The sequence below is a fragment of the Escherichia sp. E3659 genome, from assembly GCF_005781135.1.
Lineage (GTDB): Bacteria > Pseudomonadota > Gammaproteobacteria > Enterobacterales > Enterobacteriaceae > Escherichia.
Genome location: NZ_VATQ01000021.1, coordinates 15,993 through 39,339 on the forward strand (window position 1 = coordinate 15,993; position 23,347 = coordinate 39,339).

General features: G+C 51.8%; 20 protein-coding genes and 4 tRNA genes. 19 read left to right on the forward strand and 5 right to left on the reverse strand.

From position 1 onward, the window contains the following. Positions 1-40: 40 nt before the first annotated feature. Together gppA and rhlB are read right to left on the reverse strand one after the other, a co-directional pair. Positions 41-1,525, reverse strand: coding sequence for a guanosine-5'-triphosphate,3'-diphosphate diphosphatase (gppA, locus tag FEK47_RS15500; RefSeq protein WP_130223411.1), 1,485 nt, complete (start codon positions 1,523-1,525; stop codon positions 41-43). A 135-nt stretch (positions 1,526-1,660) separates the two neighbouring features. Next, positions 1,661-2,926, reverse strand: coding sequence for an ATP-dependent RNA helicase RhlB (gene rhlB, locus FEK47_RS15505; protein ID WP_130209386.1), 1,266 nt, complete (start codon positions 2,924-2,926; stop codon positions 1,661-1,663). A 130-nt stretch (positions 2,927-3,056) separates the two neighbouring features. Between rhlB and trxA the strand changes: the two genes are divergently transcribed. From trxA to FEK47_RS15600, 19 genes are all read left to right on the forward strand, one after another. Beyond that, positions 3,057-3,386 (forward strand): thioredoxin TrxA, encoded by a 330-nt coding sequence (gene trxA / locus FEK47_RS15510; RefSeq protein ID WP_064530526.1) that lies wholly within the window; start codon positions 3,057-3,059, stop codon positions 3,384-3,386. 139 nt (positions 3,387-3,525) lie between these two features. Further along, entirely contained in the window at positions 3,526-3,624 is a 99-nt protein-coding gene (gene rhoL, locus FEK47_RS15515; RefSeq protein WP_032145636.1) for a rho operon leader peptide RhoL, read from the forward strand. 87 nt (positions 3,625-3,711) lie between these two features. After that, complete coding sequence (gene rho, locus FEK47_RS15520; protein WP_001054527.1) at positions 3,712-4,971, forward strand: transcription termination factor Rho; 1,260 nt, start codon at positions 3,712-3,714, stop codon at positions 4,969-4,971. A 238-nt stretch (positions 4,972-5,209) separates the two neighbouring features. Beyond that, complete coding sequence (wecA, locus tag FEK47_RS15525; RefSeq protein WP_130219551.1) at positions 5,210-6,313, forward strand: UDP-N-acetylglucosamine--undecaprenyl-phosphate N-acetylglucosaminephosphotransferase; 1,104 nt, start codon at positions 5,210-5,212, stop codon at positions 6,311-6,313. A gap of 12 nt (positions 6,314-6,325) precedes the next feature. Beyond that, positions 6,326-7,372, forward strand: a complete 1,047-nt coding sequence (wzzE, locus tag FEK47_RS15530; RefSeq protein WP_064530528.1) for an ECA polysaccharide chain length modulation protein — start codon at positions 6,326-6,328, stop codon at positions 7,370-7,372. 55 nt (positions 7,373-7,427) lie between these two features. After that, entirely contained in the window at positions 7,428-8,558 is a 1,131-nt protein-coding gene (wecB, locus tag FEK47_RS15535; RefSeq protein WP_064530529.1) for a UDP-N-acetylglucosamine 2-epimerase (non-hydrolyzing), read from the forward strand. Next, positions 8,555-9,817 carry a UDP-N-acetyl-D-mannosamine dehydrogenase gene (gene wecC / locus FEK47_RS15540; RefSeq protein ID WP_138183263.1) on the forward strand — a complete coding sequence of 421 codons (1,263 nt, stop codon included), beginning with the start codon at positions 8,555-8,557 and terminating at the stop codon, positions 9,815-9,817. The genes wecB and wecC overlap by 4 nt, the downstream gene beginning before the upstream one ends. Positions 9,818-9,857: 40 nt before the next feature. Beyond that, complete coding sequence (gene rffC / locus FEK47_RS15545) at positions 9,858-10,532, forward strand: dTDP-4-amino-4,6-dideoxy-D-galactose acyltransferase (protein ID WP_135486972.1); 675 nt, start codon at positions 9,858-9,860, stop codon at positions 10,530-10,532. Between the two features lie 4 nt (positions 10,533-10,536). Next, positions 10,537-11,667: a dTDP-4-amino-4,6-dideoxygalactose transaminase gene (rffA, locus tag FEK47_RS15550; RefSeq protein WP_135486971.1), complete on the forward strand. Its 1,131-nt coding sequence runs from the start codon at positions 10,537-10,539 to the stop codon at positions 11,665-11,667. A 1-nt stretch (position 11,668) separates the two neighbouring features. Continuing rightward, positions 11,669-12,919 (forward strand): lipid III flippase WzxE, encoded by a 1,251-nt coding sequence (wzxE, locus tag FEK47_RS15555; protein ID WP_021557364.1) that lies wholly within the window; start codon positions 11,669-11,671, stop codon positions 12,917-12,919. Continuing rightward, a complete protein-coding gene (gene rffT / locus FEK47_RS15560; protein WP_135486970.1) occupies positions 12,916-13,995 on the forward strand; it encodes a TDP-N-acetylfucosamine:lipid II N-acetylfucosaminyltransferase in 1,080 nt (359 codons plus the stop codon). Before wzxE ends, rffT begins: the two co-directional genes overlap by 4 nt. Further along, the gene (gene wzyE / locus FEK47_RS15565) at positions 13,992-15,344 is read left to right on the forward strand and encodes an ECA oligosaccharide polymerase (protein WP_130219536.1); all 1,353 of its coding nucleotides are present in this window, start codon (positions 13,992-13,994) and stop codon (positions 15,342-15,344) included. The genes rffT and wzyE overlap by 4 nt, the downstream gene beginning before the upstream one ends. A gap of 2 nt (positions 15,345-15,346) precedes the next feature. Beyond that, complete coding sequence (gene wecG / locus FEK47_RS15570) at positions 15,347-16,087, forward strand: lipopolysaccharide N-acetylmannosaminouronosyltransferase (RefSeq protein WP_135486969.1); 741 nt, start codon at positions 15,347-15,349, stop codon at positions 16,085-16,087. Positions 16,088-16,277: 190 nt separating this feature from the next. After that, entirely contained in the window at positions 16,278-17,663 is a 1,386-nt protein-coding gene (locus tag FEK47_RS15575) for an amino acid permease (protein ID WP_130223395.1), read from the forward strand. 102 nt (positions 17,664-17,765) lie between these two features. Further along, positions 17,766-17,842, forward strand: a tRNA-Arg gene (locus FEK47_RS15580). 58 nt (positions 17,843-17,900) lie between these two features. Beyond that, positions 17,901-17,976, forward strand: a tRNA-His gene (locus FEK47_RS15585). 20 nt (positions 17,977-17,996) lie between these two features. Beyond that, positions 17,997-18,083: transfer RNA gene (locus tag FEK47_RS15590), tRNA-Leu, on the forward strand. Between the two features lie 42 nt (positions 18,084-18,125). Then, positions 18,126-18,202 (forward strand) — tRNA-Pro (locus FEK47_RS15595). A gap of 146 nt (positions 18,203-18,348) precedes the next feature. After that, positions 18,349-19,584 (forward strand): anaerobic sulfatase maturase, encoded by a 1,236-nt coding sequence (locus FEK47_RS15600; protein ID WP_135486968.1) that lies wholly within the window; start codon positions 18,349-18,351, stop codon positions 19,582-19,584. Between the two features lie 165 nt (positions 19,585-19,749). Here the strand turns inward: FEK47_RS15600 and aslA are convergent, their stop codons facing one another. The 3 genes from aslA to FEK47_RS25475 all read right to left on the reverse strand — a co-directional run. After that, positions 19,750-21,405 (reverse strand): arylsulfatase AslA, encoded by a 1,656-nt coding sequence (gene aslA, locus FEK47_RS15605; RefSeq protein ID WP_138183264.1) that lies wholly within the window; start codon positions 21,403-21,405, stop codon positions 19,750-19,752. A gap of 682 nt (positions 21,406-22,087) precedes the next feature. After that, complete coding sequence (gene hemY, locus FEK47_RS15610; RefSeq protein ID WP_130223391.1) at positions 22,088-23,284, reverse strand: protoheme IX biogenesis protein HemY; 1,197 nt, start codon at positions 23,282-23,284, stop codon at positions 22,088-22,090. A 2-nt stretch (positions 23,285-23,286) separates the two neighbouring features. Beyond that, positions 23,287-23,347 (reverse strand): hypothetical protein (locus tag FEK47_RS25475; protein ID WP_240730980.1); only part of this gene is annotated, 61 nt, incomplete at its 5' end.

A 23,347-nucleotide genomic window follows, 5' to 3' on the forward strand; every position in this document is an offset into this window, starting at 1 on the left:
CCGGAAAGATGCGTCAGCATCGCATCCAGTACCTTGCACGTTAATGCACTTCCAGCGGCCAGTGGACATAGCTCTGCCACTGGCTTTCCTGATCGATAACCTCTGTACCCAGCGGATGCTGGGTCAGCCAACCTTGTGGCAGCGTTAAGGTCAACTGCTCATGATCGGCCTGTAATTTAATATCTGGTACTAAATCATCACGACGACGGCTGGCAAAAATGATGGCGAGGCGCAGTAAACGACAGAGTTGTTCTGCGACGCGCGGCGGTACGGCATTTTGCTGATGCAGCGATGAGAGATCGACCGGATTCGTCTGGTTGAGTAATAACGTCGCCAGCAGCTTTTTCTGCGCGGGGGTAAAACCAGGAAGATCCAGGTTACGCACCAGATAAGCGGCATGTTGCGGCGCTTGTTTGAAGTCAACGCTAAGGCCAATTTCATGAAGCTGACAGGCGCTGATCAGTAAATCGCGGCTAATCGCTTCAAGATGCCAGGTATTTTCGACCTGATCGAACAAGTTAGCGGCAAGTTTAGCCACACGCTGTGCTTGATCGGTATCAATCATAAAGCGACGTTGAATATTACGCAGTGTTCGGCTGCGAATATCCTGCTCGACCGCCAGATGTAACATGCCGTAAACCAGGCCTTCACGCAGTGCGCCGCCGGCCAGCGTCATACACTGGATATTCAGCTCGGTAAAAATGGCTATCAGGATCGCCAGACCACTTGGGAATACTAACGCGCGTTCCAGCGTCAGCCCTTCGATTTCCAGCTCTTCCAGCCTGCCACAGTGAATAGCGCGCTGTTTCAGTTGCTGCAATTTCGCCAGGGTAATGCGTTCATCCATACCCTGCGCCATCATGATTTCCTGCAAAGCCTGCACGGTGCCGGAAGCACCAACGCACACCTTCCAGCCGTGATAGCGCAATTCATCGGCAACAGGACGTAGCACTTCGCGCGCGGCTTGTTCGGCTGCGACAAAGTTTTCTTGCCCCAGATTACGATCGGCAAAATAGCGCTCAAGCCAGGTAACGCAGCCCATAGACAGGCTGAACAAGGACGTCGTTTGTGCGCCGGTGCCGGTTACCAGTTCAGTACTGGCGCCGCCGATATCTACCACCAGGCGCTGATCTGCACCGCCAGTGGTGTGAGCAACGCCCTGATAAATCAGGCGTGCTTCCTCTTCACCGCTAATGACCTGTACCGGACAGCCAAGGATTTCCTGCGCTTTTGCGATGAAATCACCCGCATTGACGGCAAGACGTAACGTCGCCGTGGCGACAACGCGAATTTGCGAGGGAGGGATATCTTGCAAACGTTCAGCAAACAGACGCAGGCATTGCCAGCCGCGCTCCATTGCTTCATTAGACAGGGCATTTTCGCTGTTCAGGCCAGCAGCCAGACGCACTTTGCGTTTAATTCGCGTCAGCGTCTGGATACTGCCAGCCACCTCGCGCACAACCAGCATATGAAAACTATTCGAACCGAGATCAATAGCGGCATAAAGCGACGAGGTGGAACCCATACTCTTCATCCTTCAATCTGTCTCTGCGTTGGCTGCGTTCTTTCACCCGAATCACTTACTACAGTAAGCTCGCCGGGATTCATTCTCTTGCCATCTTGATACAGTTTGAATGATTTTGAGTATGACATTTTTTATTTAACCTGAACGACGACGATTACGCGGAGCGCCAGTACGACGCGGACCATTGCCTGTACGCGGGCGCGTGAGGCGCAGCGGTTTTGGCAGATCGGTCATCAATGCGTCCGGATTGTATTTGCTTACCGGAATTGAGTGACCAATATAGGTCTCAATAGCAGGCAAATTCAATGCATACTCTTCACATGCCAGGCTGATGGAATGACCACTTGCGCCAGCGCGACCTGTACGACCAATACGGTGAACGTAATCTTCACAGTCATCGGGTAAATCGTAGTTAAAGACGTGCGTCACAGCCGGGATATGCAGGCCACGCGCGGCAACATCGGTGGCAACCAGAATATCCAAATCACCACGGGTAAATTCATCAAGAATACGCAGACGTTTTTTCTGCGCTACATCACCCGTTAACAGGCCAACACGATGACCATCTGCCGCAAGGTGACCCCAGATCTCTTCACAACGATGTTTGGTGTTGGCGAAAATAATCGCTCTGTCTGGCCACTCTTCTTCGATCAGCGTTTGCAATAAACGCATCTTTTCTTCGTTAGAAGGGTAGAAAAGTTCTTCTTTAATGCGGTGGCCCGTTTTCTGTTCCGGTTCCACTTCAATATATTCGGCATTGTTCATCTGCTCGAACGCCAGTTCACGTACCCGGTACGAAAGCGTGGCGGAGAACAGCATGTTGAGGCGCTGGTTTGCAGGCGGCATACGGCGGAACAGCCAGCGGATATCTTTAATAAAGCCCAGATCGTACATACGATCGGCTTCGTCCAGCACCACTACCTGAATGGCGCCGAGGTTGATGTGGTTCTGTTTGGCGTAGTCGATCAAACGACCCGTAGTGCCAATCAAAATGTCAACGCCGCTTTCCAGCACTTTCAGCTGTTTGTCGTAGCCGTCGCCACCGTAAGCCAGACCCAATTTCAGGCCAGTAGCTTGCGCTAGTGGTTCCGCATCGGCGTGGATCTGCACGGCAAGTTCACGCGTCGGTGCCATAATTAAGGCACGCGGTTGATTCACCTTGCGATCGGCAATCGCGGGATGAGAGAGAAGATAATGAAACGTTGACGTAAGAAACGCCATCGTTTTTCCGGTACCGGTTTGCGCCTGCCCGGCTACGTCACGACCCACCAGCGTTAGCGGAAGGGCCAGTGCCTGAATGGGCGTACAGTTATGAAACCCTTTTTTTTCAAGGGCTTCTACAACTTTCGGATGCAGGGCGAAGTCGGAAAACTTCTGTTCTGTTAAATGTGTTTTGCTCATAGTGTGGTAGAATATCAGCTTACTATTGCTTTACGAAAGCGTATCCGGTGAAATAAAGTCAACCTTTAGTTGGTTAATGTTACACCAACAACGAAACCAACACGCCAGGCTTATTCCTGTGGAGTTATATATGAGCGATAAAATTATTCACCTGACTGACGACAGTTTTGACACGGATGTACTCAAAGCGGACGGGGCGATCCTCGTTGATTTCTGGGCAGAGTGGTGCGGTCCGTGCAAAATGATCGCCCCGATTCTGGATGAAATCGCTGACGAATATCAGGGCAAACTGACTGTTGCAAAACTGAACATCGATCAAAACCCTGGCACTGCGCCGAAATATGGCATCCGTGGTATCCCGACTCTGCTGCTGTTCAAAAACGGCGAATTGGCCGCAACCAAAGTGGGCGCACTGTCTAAAGGTCAGTTGAAAGAGTTCCTCGACGCTAACCTGGCGTAAGGGAATTTCATGTTCGGGTGCCCCGTCGCTAAAAACTGGACGCCCGGCGTGAGTCATGCTAACTTAATGTTGACTTCGTATTAAACATACCTTATTAAGTTTGAATCTTGTAATATCCAACGCTTCCTGTTTTTCTTAAATGCGAAGTGAACAGATTTCTGGCTCGTCACTCAATCCGTCTTGTCGTTTCAGTTCTGCGTACTCTCCTGTGACCAGACAGCGAAAAGACATGAGTTGATGACCGTAAACAGGCATGGATGATCCTGCCATACCATTCACAACATTAAGTTCGAGATTTACCCCAAGTTTAAGAACTCACACCACTATGAATCTTACCGAATTAAAGAATACGCCGGTTTCTGAGCTGATCACTCTCGGCGAAAATATGGGGCTGGAAAACCTGGCTCGTATGCGTAAGCAGGACATTATTTTTGCCATCCTGAAGCAGCACGCAAAGAGTGGCGAAGATATCTTTGGTGATGGCGTACTGGAGATATTGCAGGATGGATTTGGTTTCCTCCGTTCCGCAGACAGCTCCTACCTCGCCGGCCCTGATGACATCTACGTTTCTCCTAGCCAAATCCGCCGTTTCAACCTCCGCACTGGTGATACCATCTCTGGTAAGATTCGCCCGCCGAAAGAAGGTGAACGCTATTTTGCGCTGCTGAAGGTTAACGAAGTTAACTTCGACAAACCAGAAAACGCCCGTAACAAAATCCTCTTTGAGAACTTAACGCCGCTGCACGCAAATTCTCGTCTGCGTATGGAACGTGGTAACGGTTCTACCGAAGATTTAACCGCACGCGTACTGGATCTGGCATCGCCTATCGGTCGTGGGCAACGTGGTCTGATTGTGGCACCGCCAAAAGCGGGTAAAACCATGCTGCTGCAGAACATTGCTCAGAGCATCGCTTACAACCATCCAGACTGCGTACTGATGGTTCTGCTGATTGACGAACGCCCGGAAGAGGTGACCGAGATGCAGCGTCTGGTTAAAGGTGAAGTTGTTGCTTCTACCTTCGACGAACCAGCATCTCGCCACGTTCAGGTTGCGGAAATGGTGATCGAGAAGGCAAAACGCCTGGTTGAGCATAAGAAAGACGTTATTATTCTGCTCGACTCCATCACTCGTCTGGCTCGCGCCTACAACACCGTCGTACCGGCATCCGGTAAAGTGTTGACCGGTGGTGTGGACGCCAACGCCCTGCATCGTCCGAAACGCTTCTTCGGTGCAGCACGTAATGTGGAAGAGGGCGGCAGCCTGACCATCATTGCAACGGCGCTAATCGATACCGGCTCCAAAATGGACGAAGTTATCTACGAAGAGTTTAAAGGTACAGGTAACATGGAACTGCACCTTTCTCGTAAAATCGCTGAAAAACGCGTCTTCCCGGCAATCGACTACAACCGTTCTGGTACTCGTAAAGAAGAGTTGCTTACCACTCAGGAAGAGCTGCAGAAAATGTGGATCCTGCGCAAAATCATTCACCCGATGGGCGAAATCGACGCAATGGAATTCCTCATTAATAAGCTTGCGATGACCAAGACCAATGATGATTTCTTCGAGATGATGAAACGCTCATAAGTTAGTGTTACAGCAAAACGCCACGTGTTTACGTGGCGTTTTGCTTTTATATCTGTAATCTTAGCGGTATACCTGTGATGGTGTGAAAATTCCTGGTTTTTGCGGGTGTTTTATGCGATTTACATATCAATTGGTTGATTTTTGCTCATTTCTGAGAGATTCAGAAAGTAGTTTCCCTTCTGAATAAAGGTCTTCGTGGGTATACTTCAGCTAATAATTTTCTCTGAGAGCATGCATTGTGAATTTACTGACAGTGAGTACTGATCTCATCAGTATTTTTTTATTCACGACACTGTTTCTGTTTTTTGCCCGCAAGGTGGCAAAAAAAGTCGGTTTAGTGGATAAACCTAATTTCCGCAAACGTCACCAGGGATTGATACCGCTCGTTGGGGGTATTTCGGTTTACGCAGGGATTTGCTTCACGTTCGGAATTGTCGATTACTATATTCCACATGCAGCTCTCTACCTGGCTTGTGCTGGTGTCCTTGTGTTCATCGGCGCGCTGGATGACCGTTTTGATATCAGCGTAAAAATCCGCGCTACCATACAAGCTATCATTGGCGTCGTTATGATGGTGTTCGGGAAGCTTTATCTCAGTAGCCTTGGATATATCTTTGGCTCCTGGGAGATGGTGCTCGGACCGTTTGGTTACTTTCTGACGCTGTTTGCTGTCTGGGCGGCGATTAATGCCTTCAACATGGTCGATGGTATTGATGGCTTGCTGGGCGGGTTATCCTGTGTCTCGTTTGCGGCAATCGGTATGATTTTGTGGTTCGACGGGCAAACCAGCCTCGCTATCTGGTGCTTTGCCATGATCGCCGCCATCCTGCCTTATATCATGCTAAACCTTGGTATTCTGGGGCGTCGCTACAAAGTCTTTATGGGCGATGCGGGTAGTACGCTGATTGGTTTTACTGTTATCTGGATCCTGTTGGAAACTACCCAGGGAGCCACACATCCAATCAGCCCGGTTACCGCCTTATGGATCATTGCTATCCCGCTGATGGACATGGTGGCGATTATGTATCGTCGTTTGCGTAAAGGCATGAGTCCATTCTCACCTGACCGACAGCACATTCATCATTTGATCATGCGCGCTGGATTTACTTCTCGTCAGGCGTTTGTGTTGATTACCCTTGCTGCAGCGCTACTCGCTTCTATTGGCGTACTGGCAGAATATTCTCATTTTGTCCCGGAATGGGTCATGCTGGTGCTCTTTTTGCTAGCATTCTTCCTCTATGGCTATTGCATTAAGCGTGCCTGGAAGGTTGCTCGCTTCATCAAACGCGTGAAACGTCGACTGCGTAGAAACCGTGATGGCAGCCCTAATTTAACCAAATAAAATGAGGATGTAATGACGCAACCAATGCCTGGGAAACCAGCCGAAGACGCTGAAAATGAACTGGATATTCGTGGGTTGTTTCGTACCTTGTGGGCTGGGAAGCTGTGGATTATTGGCATGGGGCTGGCGTTTGCCTTAATCGCGTTGGCGTATACTTTTTTTGCGCGTCAGGAGTGGAGTGCGACGGCGATTACCGATCGTCCAACCGTGAATATGCTGGGCGGGTACTACTCGCAGCAGCAATTTTTGCGTAACCTGGATGTTCGTTCAAATATGGCCCCTGCCGACCAACCATCGGTTATGGATGAAGCCTATAAAGAGTTTGTTATGCAACTGGCATCGTGGGATACCCGCCGCGATTTCTGGCTGCAGACTGACTATTACAAACAGCGGATGGTCGGTAACAGTAAAGCCGATGCGGCTCTGCTGGATGAAATGATCAACAACATCCTGTTTATTCCTGGTGATTTCGCCCGCGCGGTCAATGACAGCGTTAAGCTGGTTGCCGAAACCGCCCCCGATGCTAATAACCTGCTTCGTCAATATGTTGCTTTTGCCAGCCAGCGTGCAGCCAGCCATCTGAATGATGAGCTGAAAGGCGCATGGGCGGCGCGCACTATTCAGATGAAGGCTCAGGTGAAGCGTCAGGAAGAAGTTGCTAAGTCCATCTACGACCGCCGGATGAACAGTATTGAACAGGCACTTAAAATCGCCGAGCAACACAATATTTCTCGCAGTGCGACAGACGTGCCAGCCGAGGAATTACCTGATTCAGAAATGTTCCTGTTGGGGCGCCCGATGCTCCAGGCGCGACTGGAAAATTTACAGGCTGTCGGCCCAGCCTTTGATCTCGACTATGATCAGAATCGGGCCATGTTAAACACCCTTAATGTTGGTCCAACCCTGGATCCGCGTTTTCAGACCTATCGCTATTTGCGTACACCGGAAGAACCGGTAAAACGCGATAGCCCACGTCGTGCCTTCCTGATGATTATGTGGGGCATTGTCGGGGGGCTGATCGGGGCTGGTGTCGCATTAACCCGCCGTTGCTCGAAATAGCAACACAGCTGTGGTGAGCGCAAAGGCGCTCGCCGCTTATTCGAAGAGAATCGATGTGAAAGTACTGACTGTATTTGGTACGCGCCCGGAAGCCATCAAGATGGCGCCGTTGGTGCATGCGTTGGCAAAAGATCCTTTTTTTGAGGCTAAAGTTTGCGTCACTGCGCAGCATCGGGAGATGCTCGATCAGGTGCTGAAACTCTTTTCCATTGTACCTGACTACGATCTCAACATAATGCAGCCAGGACAGGGCCTGACAGAGATAACCTGTCGGATTCTGGAAGGACTAAAACCTATTCTTGCCGAGTTCAAACCAGACGTTGTGCTGGTTCACGGTGATACTACCACCACACTGGCAACCAGCCTGGCAGCGTTTTATCAGCGAATTCCTGTTGGTCACGTTGAGGCCGGACTGCGCACGGGCGATCTCTATTCGCCGTGGCCGGAAGAGGCTAACCGTACATTGACCGGGCATCTGGCGATGTACCATTTCTCACCAACTGAAACTTCCCGGCAAAATTTGCTGCGTGAAAACGTCGCTGACAGCCGAATATTTATTACCGGTAATACAGTAATTGATGCGCTGCTGTGGGTGCGCGACCAGGTAATGAGCAGCGATACGCTGCGTTCAGAACTGGCGGCAAATTACCCGTTTATCGACCCCGATAAGAAGATGATTCTGGTGACCGGTCACAGACGTGAGAGCTTTGGTCGTGGCTTTGAAGAAATCTGCCATGCGCTGGCTGAAATTGCTACCACTCATCAGGACATCCAGATTGTTTATCCGGTACACCTTAACCCGAATGTCAGAGAGCCGGTCAATCGCATTCTGGGACATGTGAAAAATGTCATTTTGATTGATCCTCAGGAGTATTTACCGTTTGTCTGGTTGATGAACCACGCCTGGTTGATTTTGACTGACTCTGGCGGCATTCAGGAAGAAGCCCCTTCTCTGGGTAAACCGGTGCTGGTGATGCGCGATACCACCGAACGCCCAGAAGCGGTGACCGCAGGTACGGTACGTCTGGTGGGGACGGATAAGCAACGGATCGTCGAGGAAGTGACGCGTCTTTTAGAAGACGAAGATGAATATCAAACTATGAGCCGAGCCCATAACCCGTATGGTGATGGTCAGGCATGCTCTCGCATTTTGGAAGCGTTAAAAAATAATCGGATATCACTATGAGTTTTGCGACCATTTCTGTTATCGGACTAGGTTATATCGGGCTGCCAACGGCGGCTGCGTTTGCCTCACGGCAAAAACAGGTGATTGGTGTTGATATCAACCAACAAGCGGTTGAAACCATCAATCGTGGCGAAATCCATATCGTCGAACCTGATTTAGCGAGCGTGGTAAAAACTGCCGTAGAAGGTGGTTTTTTACGAGCGAGTACGACGCCGGTTGAGGCTGATGCCTGGCTGATTGCTGTCCCAACGCCATTTAAAGGCGATCATGAGCCGGATATGGCCTACGTCGAATCGGCTGCCCGCTCCATTGCGCCGGTGCTGAAAAAAGGCGCGTTGGTGATCCTTGAATCCACCTCGCCGGTGGGCTCAACCGAGAAGATGGCAGAATGGTTAGCAGAGATGCGTCCGGACCTGACTTTCCCGCAGCAGGTGGGTGAGCAGGCAGACGTCAATATTGCGTATTGCCCGGAACGCGTGTTGCCGGGCCAGGTGATGGTCGAGCTGATTAAAAACGATCGCGTCATTGGCGGCATGACGCCAGTTTGCTCGGCGCGCGCCAGCGAACTGTACAAAATTTTCCTCGAAGGTGAGTGTGTCGTCACTAACTCGCGGACGGCGGAAATGTGTAAGCTCACAGAAAACAGCTTCCGCGACGTGAATATTGCTTTTGCTAACGAACTGTCGCTGATTTGTGCCGAGCAAGGAATTAACGTCTGGGAACTGATTCGTCTGGCGAATCGCCATCCACGAGTCAATATTCTCCAGCCTGGTCCGGGCGTGGGCGGTCACTGTATCGCTGTTGATCCGTGGTTTATCGTGGCACAGAACCCGCAGCAGGCGCAGCTTATCCGTACCGCGCGCGAAGTGAACGATCACAAGCCTTTCTGGGTTATCGATCAGGTGAAAGCGGCGGTTGCTGATTGTCTGGCTGCCACTGATAAACGCGCCAGCGAGCTGAAAATTGCCTGCTTTGGTCTGGCGTTTAAACCGAATATTGATGATCTGCGCGAAAGCCCGGCGATGGAAATCGCTGAACTGATCGCCCAGTGGCACAGCGGCGAAACGCTGGTTGTTGAGCCTAACATTCACCAGTTGCCGAAAAAACTGACCGGGCTTTGCATGCTGGCGCAGCTTGACGAGGCGCTGGCGACGGCAGATGTGCTGGTGATGCTGGTAGATCACAGCCAGTTTAAAGCCATTAGCGGCGATGATGTACAGCAGCTGTATGTGGTGGATACCAAAGGAGTCTGGCGCTGATACTGATTACAGTAAAAGACTGTGTTGAGGGAGATAGAGAATGCCCGTCCGCGCCAGTATTGAACCACTAACCTGGGAAAACGCCTTCTTTGGCGTTAACAGCGCCATCGTGCGCATTAGTCCTGATGCACCGCTCCTGACACCAGACGTTTTGGCGCCGTGGTCACGGGTGCAGGCCAAAATTGCCGCATCCAATACCGATGAACTGGATGCTCTGCAACAGCTGGGATTCTCACTGGTAGAAGGGGAAGTGGATTTGGCTCTCCCCGTGATCAACGTCAGTGAAAGCCATGCGGAAGTGGCTCAAGAATCAGATATTCCAGTACTACGCCAGTTAGCCCGTGAAGCATTCGCGCAAAGCCGTTTTCGTGCGCCGTGGTATGCGCCTGACGCCAGCGGTCGCTTTTATGCGCAGTGGATTGAAAATGCCGTGCGCGGCACCTTTGATCATCAATGCCTGGTTTTACGCGCGGCTTCCGGCGAGATTCGCGGCTATGTTTCTCTGCGAGAGTTGAATTCCACTGACGCGCGCATTGGTTTACTGGCAGGACGCGGAGCAGGTGCACACCTGATGCAAGCAGCGCTAAACTGGGCGTATGCTCGCGGTAAAATAACATTGCGGGTGGCGACCCAGATGGGCAACACCGCCGCGCTTAAACGATACATACAAAGTGGTGCGAATATAGAAAGCACCGCGTACTGGTTATACAGGTGATCACATGATTCCATTTAACGCACCGCCGGTGGTGGGAACCGAACTCGACTATATGCAGTCGGCAATGGGTAGCGGCAAACTGTGTGGTGATGGCGGTTTTACCCGTCGCTGCCAGCAGTGGCTGGAGCAACGTTTTGGCAGCGCCAAAGTGTTACTGACGCCGTCCTGCACCGCTTCGCTGGAGATGGCGGCGCTGCTACTCGATATCCAGCCTGGCGATGAAGTGATCATGCCGAGCTACACCTTTGTCTCCACCGCCAATGCCTTTGTGCTGCGTGGCGCGAAAATCGTCTTTGTTGATGTTCGCCCGGACACCATGAACATCAACGAAACGCTGATTGAAGCGGCGATCACCGACAAAACGCGCGTTATCGTTCCGGTCCATTACGCGGGCGTGGCCTGTGAAATGGACACCATTATGGCGTTGGCGAAAAAGCATAACCTGTTTGTGGTGGAAGATGCCGCTCAGGGCGTGATGTCCACTTACAAAGGTCGTGCGCTGGGAACCATTGGCCATATTGGCTGCTTTAGCTTCCATGAAACCAAAAATTACACGGCGGGTGGTGAAGGCGGAGCGACGCTGATTAATGATAAAGCGTTGATTGAACGTGCCGAGATCATTCGCGAAAAAGGGACTAACCGCAGCCAGTTCTTCCGTGGTCAGGTTGATAAATATACCTGGCGCGATATCGGCTCCAGCTATTTGATGTCCGATCTGCAAGCTGCGTATCTGTGGGCGCAACTGGAAGCAGCCGAACGCATCAACCAGCAACGTCTGGCGCTGTGGCAAAACTACTACGATGCGTTAGCACCTCTGGCGGAAGCCGGGCGTATCGAGCTGCCGTCGATTCCGGATGACTGCGTGCAGAACGCGCATATGTTCTACATCAAGCTGCGGGATATTGATGACCGGAGCGCGTTGATTAGCTTCCTGAAGGAAGCGGAAATCATGGCGGTGTTCCATTACATTCCGCTGCACGCAAGCCCTGCGGGTGAACGCTTTGGTGAGTTTCATGGTGAAGATCGCTACACCACCAAAGAGAGCGAGCGCCTGCTGCGCCTGCCGTTGTTCTACAACCTGTCGTCCGTCAATCAGCGCACGGTAATTGCGACCTTGTTGAACTACTTCTCCTGATATGTCACTGGCAAAAGCGTCCTTGTGGACGGCGGCCAGTACACTGGTCAAGATTGGCGCTGGGTTACTGGTTGGTAAATTACTGGCGGTGTCATTTGGTCCGGCAGGACTAGGGCTGGCGGCAAATTTCCGCCAGTTGATTACCGTGCTCGGCGTGCTTGCCGGGGCAGGCATCTTTAACGGCGTAACCAAATACGTTGCCCAGTACCACGATAATCCGCAGCAGCTGCGCCGTGTGGTCGGCACTTCATCAGCGATGGTGCTTGGCTTCTCCACGCTGATGGCGCTGGTCTTTGTGCTGGCGGCTGCGCCAATCAGCCAGGGATTGTTTGGTAATACCGACTATCAGGGGCTGGTGCGTTTAGTGGCGCTGGTGCAAATGGGGATCGCCTGGGGCAACCTGTTGCTGGCGCTAATGAAAGGCTTTCGCGATGCCGCGGGTAATGCGTTATCGCTGATTGTCGGCAGCCTGATTGGCGTTATTGCTTATTATGTCAGTTACCGTTTTGGCGGTTATGAAGGCGCGTTGCTTGGTCTGGCGCTGATTCCCGCGCTGGTGGTAATGCCTGCCGCCGTCATGTTAATTAAGCGTGGCGCTATCCCGTTAAGCTATCTGAAACCCAGCTGGGATAACGGTCTGGCAGGGCAGTTGAGCAAATTTACGCTCATGGCGTTGATTACGTCGGTGACCTTGCCCGTTGCGTACATCATGATGCGTAAACTGCTGGCGGCGCAGTATAGCTGGGATGAAGTGGGGATCTGGCAAGGGGTGAGCAGTATTTCCGACGCCTACCTGCAATTTATTACCGCATCGTTCAGTGTATATTTACTGCCCACGTTGTCGCGGCTAACGGAAAAACGCGATATCACCCGGGAAGTGGTGAAGTCGCTGAAATTTGTTTTACCGGCCGTGGCAGCAGCGAGTTTCACCGTCTGGCTACTGCGTGATTTTGCCATCTGGCTACTGTTGTCGAATAAATTTACCGCCATGCGGGATCTCTTTGCCTGGCAGTTGGTCGGCGATGTGTTGAAAGTGGGCGCCTATGTCTTTGGTTATCTGGTGATCGCCAAAGCGTCGCTGCGGTTTTATATTCTGGCGGAAGTCAGCCAGTTCACTTTATTGATGGTATTTGCCCACTGGTTGATCCCCGCGCATGGCGCCCTGGGCGCGGCGCAGGCCTACATGGCAACTTATATCGTCTATTTTTCTCTTTGTTGTGGCGTGTTTTTACTCTGGCGTAGGCGGGCATGACTGTACTGATTCACGTACTGGGATCGGATATCCCTCACCATAACCAAACCGTTCTGCGGTTTTTCAACGACGCGCTGGCCGCGACGAGCGAGCACGCGCGCGAGTTTATGGTTGTTGGCAAGGACGACGGCTTAAGTGATAGCTGTCCGGCGCTTTCTGTGCAATTTTTCCCTGGGAAAAAATCGCTGGCGGAAGCGGTCATCGCGAAAGCAAAAGCTAACCGTCAGCAGCGGTTTTTCTTCCACGGTCAGTTCAATCCAAAGCTGTGGCTGGCGCTGCTTAGTGGCGGAATCAAGTCCAGCCAGTTTTACTGGCATATCTGGGGGGCAGATCTGTATGAGCTTTCCAGTGGCTTGAGATATAAACTTTTTTATCCGCTGCGCCGACTGGCACAAAAGCGAGTGGGCTGTGTGTTTGCCACTCGGGGAGACTTGAGCTTTTTTGCCAAAACGCATCCAAAGGTGCGGGGCGAACTGATTTACTTCCCAACCCGGATGGACCCTTCTCTCAATACAATGGCGAACGATCGGCAACGTGAAGGGAAAATGACCATTTTGGTAGGGAACTCCGGCGATCGCAGCAATGAGCATATCGCCGCTTTGCGTGCTGTTCATCAGCAGTTTGGCGATACGGTAAAAGTGGTTGTACCGATGGGCTATCCGCCTAATAACGAAGCGTATATCGACGAGGTTCGTCAGGCGGGGCTCGAGTTATTCAGCGAAGAAAATCTGCAAGTTCTGAGCGAAAAACTGGAATTTGACGCCTATCTGGCGCTACTTCGCCAGTGCGATCTCGGCTACTTTATTTTTGCCCGCCAGCAGGGCATTGGTACGCTGTGCTTACTGATTCAGGCGGGCATTCCTTGTGTGCTTAACCGGGAAAATCCGTTCTGGCAGGATATGACAGAACAGCATTTGCCGGTGCTGTTTACCACTGACGATCTCAATGAAGATATTGTGCGTGAAGCGCAGCGCCAGTTGGCGTCGGTGGATAAAAACAACATTGCCTTCTTTAGCCCGAACTATCTGCAAGGCTGGCAGCGGGCGCTGGCTATTGCCACCGGGGAGGTCGCATGAGCCTGCTGCAATTCAGCGGTCTTTTTGTTGTCTGGCTGCTCTGCACGCTGTTTATCGCCACGCTGACATGGTTTGAGTTTCGCCGCGTGCGCTTTAACTTCAATGTCTTCTTTTCATTGCTGTTTTTGCTGACCTTTTTCTTCGGCTTCCCGCTGACCAGCTTGTTAGTGTTTCGCTTTGATGTTGCCGTGGTGCCGCCAGAGATCTTGTTGCAGGCGTTACTTTCTGCGGGGGGATTTTACGCAGTTTACTACGTCACTTACAAAACACGCTTACGCAAACGCGTTGCCGATGCACCGCGCCGTCCCGTGTTTACCATGAACCGCGTAGAAACCAATCTCACGTGGGTGATTCTGATGGGCATCGCGCTGGTGAGCGTTGGCATCTTTTTCATGCATAACGGTTTTTTGCTGTTCCGGCTTAACTCCTACAGCCAGATCTTCTCCAGCGAAGTCTCTGGCGTGGCGTTAAAGCGTTTCTTTTACTTTTTCATCCCGGCAATGTTAGTGGTCTACTTTCTGCGCCAGGACAGCAAAGCGTGGTTGTTTTTCCTCGTCAGCACGGTTGCCTTCGGTTTGCTGACTTACATGATTGTCGGCGGCACTCGCGCCAATATCATTATCGCGTTTGCTATCTTCCTGTTTATCGGCATTATTCGCGGCTGGATTTCGTTGTGGATGCTGGCGGCGGCGGGCGTGCTGGGGATTGTTGGCATGTTCTGGCTGGCGCTAAAACGCTATGGAATGAGCGTCAGCGGCGATGAGGCGTTCTATACGTTTCTCTATCTCACCCGCGACACCTTCTCGCCGTGGGAGAATCTGGCGCTGCTGTTGCAGAACTATGACAACATCGACTTCCAGGGCCTGGCTCCAATTGTCCGCGATTTCTATGTCTTTATCCCTTCCTGGCTGTGGCCGGGGCGTCCGAGTATGGTGCTGAACTCCGCCAACTACTTTACCTGGGAAGTGCTGAATAACCACTCCGGACTGGCGATCTCGCCTACGCTTATAGGCTCACTGGTTGTTATGGGCGGTGCGTTGTTCATCCCGCTCGGGGCGATTGTGGTTGGTCTGATCATCAAGTGGTTCGACTGGTTGTATGAGCTGGGCAACCGCGAAACTAATCGCTATAAGGCTGCGATTCTCCACAGTTTCTGCTTCGGGGCGATCTTCAATATGATCGTGCTGGCGCGCGAAGGGTTGGATTCGTTTGTCTCGCGTGTCGTCTTTTTTATCGTGGTCTTCGGCGCAAGCCTGATGATTGCAAAACTGCTGTACTGGCTTTTTGATAGCGCCGGACTCGTTCATAAACGAATAAAATCATCGCTCCGGACGCAGGTTGAAGGATAACAATGAATAACAACACCACGGCACCGACCTATACGCTGCGTGGCTTACAGTTGATCGGTTGGCGTGATATGCAGCATGCCCTCGATTATCTGTTCGCTGACGGGCAGCTTAAGCAGGGAACGCTGGTTGCCATTAATGCCGAAAAAATGCTGACCATTGAAGATAACGCCGAGGTCAGGGAGTTAATTAACGCTGCCGAATTTAAATATGCCGATGGCATTAGCGTTGTGCGGTCGGTGCGTAAAAAGTACCCGCAGGCACAGGTTTCCCGCGTTGCTGGTGCCGATCTCTGGGAAGAAGTAATGGCGCGCGCTGGCAAGGAAGAGACGCCGGTATTTCTTGTGGGCGGTAAACCTGATGTGCTGGCGCAGACCGAAGCTAAACTGCGCGACCAGTGGAATGTGAATATCGTTGGCAGCCAGGACGGTTATTTCAAGCCTGAGCAGCGTCAGGCGCTGTTTGAGCGTATTCACGCCAGTGGTGCGCAAATCGTCACTGTCGCAATGGGGTCACCAAAGCAGGAGATCTTCATGCGCGACTGCCGCCTGGTGCACCCTAATGCGCTGTATATGGGCGTTGGTGGAACGTACGATGTCTTTACCGGTCACGTAAAACGCGCGCCGAAAATCTGGCAAACGCTGGGACTGGAGTGGCTCTACCGCCTGCTTTCGCAGCCGAGCCGCATTAAGCGCCAGCTTCGTTTGCTGCGTTATTTACGCTGGCATTACACCGGCGATCTCTGATTTTCCTCTCTCTGTAAAGCGACGGAGTGGTCACTTCGTCGCCTGGCTGTCTTTTTATTACACAAAGCATTCAAATTTTTAATGCTTTATTTGCCATTTCTCCTGAATTACGAAAACATTCGCAACACTCGATGTACCCATAACGATAACCGGTAACACCGGAAAGCATGCAAACACAACACGAGGATTTATGGCAGATAACAAACCAGAGCTACAGCGTGGGCTGGAAGCTCGACATATCGAACTCATCGCCCTGGGGGGCACCATTGGCGTTGGTCTGTTCATGGGGGCCGCCAGCACCCTGAAATGGGCCGGGCCATCCGTATTGTTGGCCTATATCATCGCCGGGCTGTTCGTCTTTTTCATCATGCGCTCAATGGGCGAAATGTTGTTCCTCGAACCGGTTACCGGTTCGTTCGCCGTTTATGCGCATCGTTACATGAGCCCGTTCTTTGGCTATCTCACCGCCTGGTCTTACTGGTTTATGTGGATGGCGGTGGGGATCTCAGAAATCACCGCCATTGGCGTTTATGTCCAGTTCTGGTTCCCGGAGATGGCGCAGTGGATACCCGCATTGATCGCGGTGGCGCTGGTGGCGTTGGCGAATCTGGCGGCGGTGCGGTTGTACGGCGAAATCGAGTTCTGGTTCGCGATGATCAAAGTCACCACGATTATCGTGATGATTGTCATTGGCCTGGGCGTGATTTTCTTTGGCTTTGGCAACGGCGGGCAGTCGATTGGTTTTAGCAATCTCACAGAGCATGGTGGTTTCTTTGCGGGTGGCTGGAAAGGGTTCCTGACCGCATTGTGTATTGTGGTGGCATCTTACCAGGGCGTGGAGCTGATTGGCATCACCGCCGGTGAAGCGAAGAATCCGCAGGTGACGCTGCGCAGTGCCGTAGGCAAGGTGCTGTGGCGAATCCTGATTTTCTACGTTGGCGCGATTTTCGTTATCGTCACCATCTTCCCGTGGAATGAAATTGGCAGCAACGGCAGCCCGTTCGTACTGACTTTTGCCAAAATCGGTATTACCGCAGCGGCGGGCATTATCAACTTTGTGGTGCTGACGGCTGCGCTCTCTGGCTGTAACAGCGGCATGTACAGTTGCGGACGTATGCTCTACGCGCTGGCGAAAAACCGTCAGTTACCGGCGGTGATGGCGAAAGTTTCCCGTCACGGTGTGCCGGTTGCAGGAGTGGCGGTATCTATTGCTATCCTGCTAATTGGCTCATGCCTGAACTATATCATCCCTAACCCACAGCGCGTGTTTGTCTACGTCTACAGCGCCAGCGTGCTTCCGGGGATGGTGCCATGGTTTGTGATTTTGATAAGCCAGCTGCGTTTTCGTCGTGCACACAAAGCGGCGATTGCCAGCCATCCGTTCCGCTCAATCCTGTTCCCGTGGGCCAACTACGTAACAATGGCATTCCTGATTTGCGTTTTGATCGGTATGTACTTTAATGAAGATACCCGTATGTCGCTGTTTGTCGGCATCATCTTCATGCTGGCGGTGACGGCGATTTATAAAGTTTTTGGCCTTAATCGCCACGGTAAAGCGCATAAACTGGAGAAATAATCAGCAAAGCGCACAAACCGTAACCAAACGCGCATTTTATTTAAAAAGGGACTAGACAGAGGGGTGGGAAGTCCGTATTATCCACCCCCGCAACGGCGCTAAGCGCCCGTAGCTCAGCTGGATAGAGCGCTGCCCTCCGGAGGCAGAGGTCTCAGGTTCGAATCCTGTCGGGCGCGCCATTTAGTCCCGGCGCTTGAGCTGCGGTGGTAGTAATACCGCGTAACAAGATTTGTAGTGGTGGCTATAGCTCAGTTGGTAGAGCCCTGGATTGTGATTCCAGTTGTCGTGGGTTCGAATCCCATTAGCCACCCCATTATTAGAAGTTGTGACAATGCGAAGGTGGCGGAATTGGTAGACGCGCTAGCTTCAGGTGTTAGTGTTCTTACGGACGTGGGGGTTCAAGTCCCCCCCCTCGCACCACGACTTTAAAGAATTGAACTAAAAATTCAAAAAGCAGTATTTCGGCGAGTAGCGCAGCTTGGTAGCGCAACTGGTTTGGGACCAGTGGGTCGGAGGTTCGAATCCTCTCTCGCCGACCAATTTTGAACCCCGCTTCGGCGGGGTTTTTTGTTTTCTGTGCATTTCGTCACTCTCCCTTCGCAATAAACGCCCGTAATAACTCATTGCCCCACGGTATGATTTCGCCCTTAACGTATTGAAGGATGACTTCAGGCAAGGAGCGACCATGCTGCAACAGGTTCCAACGCGTGCGTTTCACGTGATGGCGAAACCGAGCGGTTCCGATTGTAATCTGAACTGTGACTACTGTTTTTATCTCGAAAAACAATCCCTTTATCGCGAAAAGCCAGTCACGCATATGGACGATGACACGCTGGAAGCGTATATCCGTCACTATATTGCCGCCAGCGAACCACAAAACGAAGTGGCTTTTACCTGGCAGGGCGGCGAACCAACGTTACTCGGGCTGGAGTTTTACCGCCGTGCCGTGACGCTACAGGCGAAATATGGTGCTGGCAGGAAGATAAGTAACAGCTTCCAGACTAACGGCGTGCTGCTCGATGACGAATGGTGCGCGTTTCTCGCAGAGCATCATTTCCTTGTTGGCCTCTCGCTGGATGGTCCGGCTGAGATCCACAATCAATATCGCTTGACTAAAGGCGGCAGACCCACGCATAAGCTGGTGATGCGTGCCCTGACGCTGCTGCAAAAGCATCATGTCGACTATAACGTGCTGGTCTGCGTTAACCGCACCAGCGCGTTACAACCTTTGCAGGTCTATGATTTTCTGCGTGATGCGGGCGTGGAGTTCATCCAGTTTATTCCGGTAGTGGAGCGTCTGGCTGATGAAATAGCTGCCCGCGATGGACTGAAACTACATGCTCCCGGCGATATTCAGGGCGACCTGACGGAATGGTCGGTGCGCCCCGATGAATTTGGTGAGTTTCTTGTGGCGATATTCGACCACTGGATCAAACGCGACGTCGGCAAGATTTTCGTGATGAATATCGAATGGGCGTTTGCCAATTTTGTCGGTGCGCCGGGTGCGGTTTGCCATCATCAGCCAACCTGTGGGCGCTCGGTGATTGTTGAGCACAACGGCGACGTTTACGCCTGCGATCACTATGTTTATCCACAATATCGGCTGGGGAATATGCACCAGCAAACAATTGCAGAAATGATCGATTCCCCGCAACAGCAGGTGTTTGGTGAAGATAAATTTAAGCAGTTACCGACGCAGTGTCGCAGTTGTAACGTGTTAAAAGCGTGCTGGGGAGGCTGCCCGAAACACCGCTTTATGCTCGATGCCAGCGGCAAGCCAGGGCTGAATTATTTGTGTGCCGGGTATCAGCGTTATTTCCGCCATCTACCGCCATATCTTAAAGCAATGGCTGATTTGTTGGCGCACGGTCGCCCGGCCAGCGACATTATGCAAGCGCATTTGCTGGTGGTGAATAAGTAAAAATCGGCGGTCGCCTGCGGTTGATTGCCGGATGCGATGCTGACGCATCTTATCCGGCCTACAGAATGCTGCAATTTATTGAATTTGCAAGGCTTGTAGGCCGGATAAGGCGTTCACGCCGCATCCGGCAAGGTCAGTGTGGTCCGATGTAGCGATATCGCCGGCTTAATCAGATTTAATCTGCGCGCGTGGAGGATATTTCTTCAGGATCTCCATATACGCGTGCATTTCGGTTTGCAGTGGTACACCCATCGGAATATGGCGCACGCCGATGGAGTCGCTTTCCTGCGGATCGGTGTAGAGGTTAAACACCGACGATCCGGCCGTTTGCATTACTGTGCCGGTGAACCCACCCTGATACCCGCTCTGGGTATAAGCGTATGGCTGCTGAATCAGCACATGGTATTTGAACTCATCCATACGTACAGCAGAGAGTTTGCCGTTGAGGAAGTAGTGCTCGGCCTTACGGTTAGACTGGCCGTTTGTTCCCAGGAAGAAAGATGTCTGGTCTACACCATCGATGAAGGTGGTTTTCGGCACTAAATTCGCCACTTTCGCCCCAGGATGCCCCGCCAGATCCAGTGCTGTTGGGAAGAGATCTGCCAGATCGACAATACCGTCAGATTTACGCGGTTGGATCATGCCTTTCCAGTACACGAAAGTCGGAACGCGAACGCCGCCTTCCCAGGTAGATCCTTTCGCACCACGGAACGGTGTGCGACCGTGCGGCGGTACTTCGGCTTCCGGTCCGTTATCGGAGGTGAAGACAATAAGCGTATTATCCAGCTGGCCGTTTTTCTCCAGTGCTTTATACAGATTAGCGAACACATCGTTCATCTCTACCATGCAATCACCATAAGAGGTACGGGCCGGAGAACTTCCCGCATATTTGGCGTTCGGGTAGTTATCGAAGTGGCAGCCGCGAGTGCCATAATAGAGGAAGAAAGGCTTATCGCTCTTTGCCATCTTGTCGAGGAACTTAACGCCATATTCCATCCAGCGCTGATCCAGGTCTTCCATATATTTCGGCGTAATGTCGGCAATGGCCTGTTGTTCGCCGCCGCGCACCGCATGAACGTCATCTTTGCTGAACGGTAATTGCTTGATGTATTCAGAACGGTCCGGGCTCAGGGCGACTTCCGGGTTGACGTGAACATCGCGCCATTCGGTATACATATCGGACACTGAGTTGAAGCCACGGAAATCATCAAAGCCGACGTTCTGCGGCTGCGACTCTTTATTTTCCCCCATATGCCATTTCCCGATAGCCTGGGTGACGTAACCTTGGTCGTGCAGCAATTGCGGCAGGGTGGTTAACCCTTGCAGCCCGCCTGGTTGCCCGTACATCGGCGGCATTAGAATGCCGTGGTGGATGGAGTATTGCCCGGTGAGAATGGTGGCGCGGGTAGGGGAAGAACTTGGTTGAGAATACGCAGAGGTTAAAATCAGCCCCTGGCTGGCAACGGCGTCAATATCTGGCGTTGGGTTTCCTACCGCTACGCCACCGCCATTAAAGCCGACATCCATCCAGCCCACGTCATCCAGTAAGAAAACAACCACGTTCGGTTTCTTACCGCTCTTTTTCTCTAATTCCGCCAGCTTCTGCTGAGTTTCTTTATCCTGTGCCGGATGCTGCATCACAGGCATCATATTATCGGCAATGGTGGTTGCAGGTTTAACCAGGTACTGGTTAGGGTGATCATACCCGGCATAGCCTTCGCGCGCGGTAGCGGTTGACGGGGTATCTGCAGCACTGGCCAGCAAAGGAATAGCGGTGGCGACTGCGACCACCAGTAGTTTGGGTGAAAACGAAATTTCCATGCAAAACGCTCCGGTTTCATGTCATTAAATGGATGACATAATTAAGCATTGATAATTGAGGTCCCTCTCCCTGATAAAATGGGGTTATAAATAATCATGATGAAAATATATTATTTATTTGCCATGAGGATGAATCGAAAGATCAGGAGAGCGTTTTCAATCCTACCCTTGGTGCGGGGGATATGTAAGGCATGTTTATTGTATCGTGTTGATTATTGATGCTGTTTTTGATTAGAAGTGTAATTAATATATATATTTGTTATTGAATATTTTTAACAATTCACAGTATTTATAATTAAAGAGAGTAAGGTTCTGGATGATATTTTCTCAGGTAATTATTGCGAACGAAAGAAACCTGGATTGCAGAATTGTCTCATAACAAGTATTAAAGGATGTTATTTCCCGGGCCTGTGTGGCATAATAATTGGGTAGATGCTCATTCCATCTCTTATGTTCGCCTTAGTGCCTCATAAACTTAGGAATGACGCAGAGCCGTTTACGGTGCTTATCGTCCACTGACAGATGTCGCTTATGCCTCATCAGACACCATGGACACAACGTTGAGTGAAGCACCCACTTGTTGTCATACAGACCTGTTTTAACGCCTGCTCCGTAATAAGAGCAGGTGTTTTTTTATGTATCAGAAAGGCCCCGGAGGTGCTTGCCTCCGGGTTAGAAAGAACTATTGCGGTGGGTTGTTCTGTAACGTCAACATCAAGCCGTCGCGGCGCATCGATGCGGCTTCTTCCGGTTTGTGCAGTCTGTCCAGCGCGTCGGCAAGCCATGCGTAATCGTAGGCGTCCGGGCGTTGTTTCAGTGCCGCGCGGAAGGCGAGGGATGCTTCCTGCCATTCGCCGTGCTTCATCAGTGACTGGCCCAATGTGCTCCACAACAGCGGGCGATCGCCGACGTTTTTGATTTGCTGGCGTAGCACTTTTTCAAGCTGTTCCGGATTGTTGGTTTTCAGTCGTGGAATCGGCAGCAGTAGGCGATCGTCATACTGGCGTTTCAGGCCGTCGATGATGATTTGCTGGGCAGTATCATGATCGTCACACTCAATAAGATGTTCCGCCATTGCCACCTGCAACGCCACCTGATGACGCGTTTTCCGGCTTTGGTTTTTCCACCAGTTACGTAAACCTTCGCTGCCGTCATCGGCCCGTGCCTGATTCATCAGGCCAATCCATGCCTGTTGTTCGAGCATTGCGCGATGTTCTTCGTCACCAACGTGGGCTTTCGCCATTGACGGGATGATGTCCAGTAATGAGCTCCACGCGCCGGTACGGATATAAGCCTGTTCCGCCAGACGCAGCACTTCCGGATGGCGTGGTGTGACTTCGAGTAACTTATCCACGCCGTGGCGTGCCGCATGGTTTTCATTACGCGCCAGTTGCAGGCGAACGCGGGCGATTTCCACCGGAATGGTGTCGTTGCCCGCCAGTTCCGCTGCGCGTTCCAGATGCTGATTGGCGCGCGCTTCATCGCCGCGTTGTTGTGCGGCTTCGGCAGCCAGCAGGTAGTTCACCACCGGCTGTTCAGCGTGATCGGCATTTTTTGACATCAGCTTTTCAACTTGCTGATAATCGCCTTCCGCCAGTTTTAGCAGCGCTTGTTCTGTCTGCTTACGTGCGCGGCGACGCTTACGTCCGATAAACCAACCCCGGGTGTGCGCGCCGGTGCGGAAGATCCGCCGCAGTAGCCACTCAATGGCAAACAGCACGACCATCGCCAGAATCAAAATGATCGCCAGGCCAGTCACGCTGGTTTCGATATTGTAGTTGTCGGTCTGGATCAGTACGTAACCCTGATGACCGGCAATCATCGGGCCGACCACGATCCCCGCAATCAGCAATACAAAGAGCAATAACACTTTTAGCATGGTTATTCTCCTTGCGGCGCGGCTGCCGGGGCATCAGCTTGCGGTGCAGGTGCAGGTGCAGGT

Coding starts and splice junctions, on each gene's coding strand:
- rffT (WP_135486970.1), top strand. CDS start 12,916: ATGACTGTACTGATTCACGTACTGGGATCGGATATCCCTCACCATAAC.
- wzzE (WP_064530528.1), top strand. CDS start 6,326: ATGACGCAACCAATGCCTGGGAAACCAGCCGAAGACGCTGAAAATGAA.
- wecC (WP_138183263.1), top strand. CDS start 8,555: ATGAGTTTTGCGACCATTTCTGTTATCGGACTAGGTTATATCGGGCTG.
- trxA (WP_064530526.1), top strand. CDS start 3,057: ATGAGCGATAAAATTATTCACCTGACTGACGACAGTTTTGACACGGAT.
- rhlB (WP_130209386.1), bottom strand. CDS start 2,926: ATGAGCAAAACACATTTAACAGAACAGAAGTTTTCCGACTTCGCCCTG.
- wecG (WP_135486969.1), top strand. CDS start 15,347: ATGAATAACAACACCACGGCACCGACCTATACGCTGCGTGGCTTACAG.
- rhoL (WP_032145636.1), top strand. CDS start 3,526: ATGCGAAGTGAACAGATTTCTGGCTCGTCACTCAATCCGTCTTGTCGT.
- rffA (WP_135486971.1), top strand. CDS start 10,537: ATGATTCCATTTAACGCACCGCCGGTGGTGGGAACCGAACTCGACTAT.
- hemY (WP_130223391.1), bottom strand. CDS start 23,284: ATGCTAAAAGTGTTATTGCTCTTTGTATTGCTGATTGCGGGGATCGTG.
- aslA (WP_138183264.1), bottom strand. CDS start 21,405: ATGGAAATTTCGTTTTCACCCAAACTACTGGTGGTCGCAGTCGCCACC.
- FEK47_RS15575 (WP_130223395.1), top strand. CDS start 16,278: ATGGCAGATAACAAACCAGAGCTACAGCGTGGGCTGGAAGCTCGACAT.
- rffC (WP_135486972.1), top strand. CDS start 9,858: ATGCCCGTCCGCGCCAGTATTGAACCACTAACCTGGGAAAACGCCTTC.
- wzxE (WP_021557364.1), top strand. CDS start 11,669: ATGTCACTGGCAAAAGCGTCCTTGTGGACGGCGGCCAGTACACTGGTC.
- FEK47_RS15600 (WP_135486968.1), top strand. CDS start 18,349: ATGCTGCAACAGGTTCCAACGCGTGCGTTTCACGTGATGGCGAAACCG.
- gppA (WP_130223411.1), bottom strand. CDS start 1,525: ATGGGTTCCACCTCGTCGCTTTATGCCGCTATTGATCTCGGTTCGAAT.
- wzyE (WP_130219536.1), top strand. CDS start 13,992: ATGAGCCTGCTGCAATTCAGCGGTCTTTTTGTTGTCTGGCTGCTCTGC.
- rho (WP_001054527.1), top strand. CDS start 3,712: ATGAATCTTACCGAATTAAAGAATACGCCGGTTTCTGAGCTGATCACT.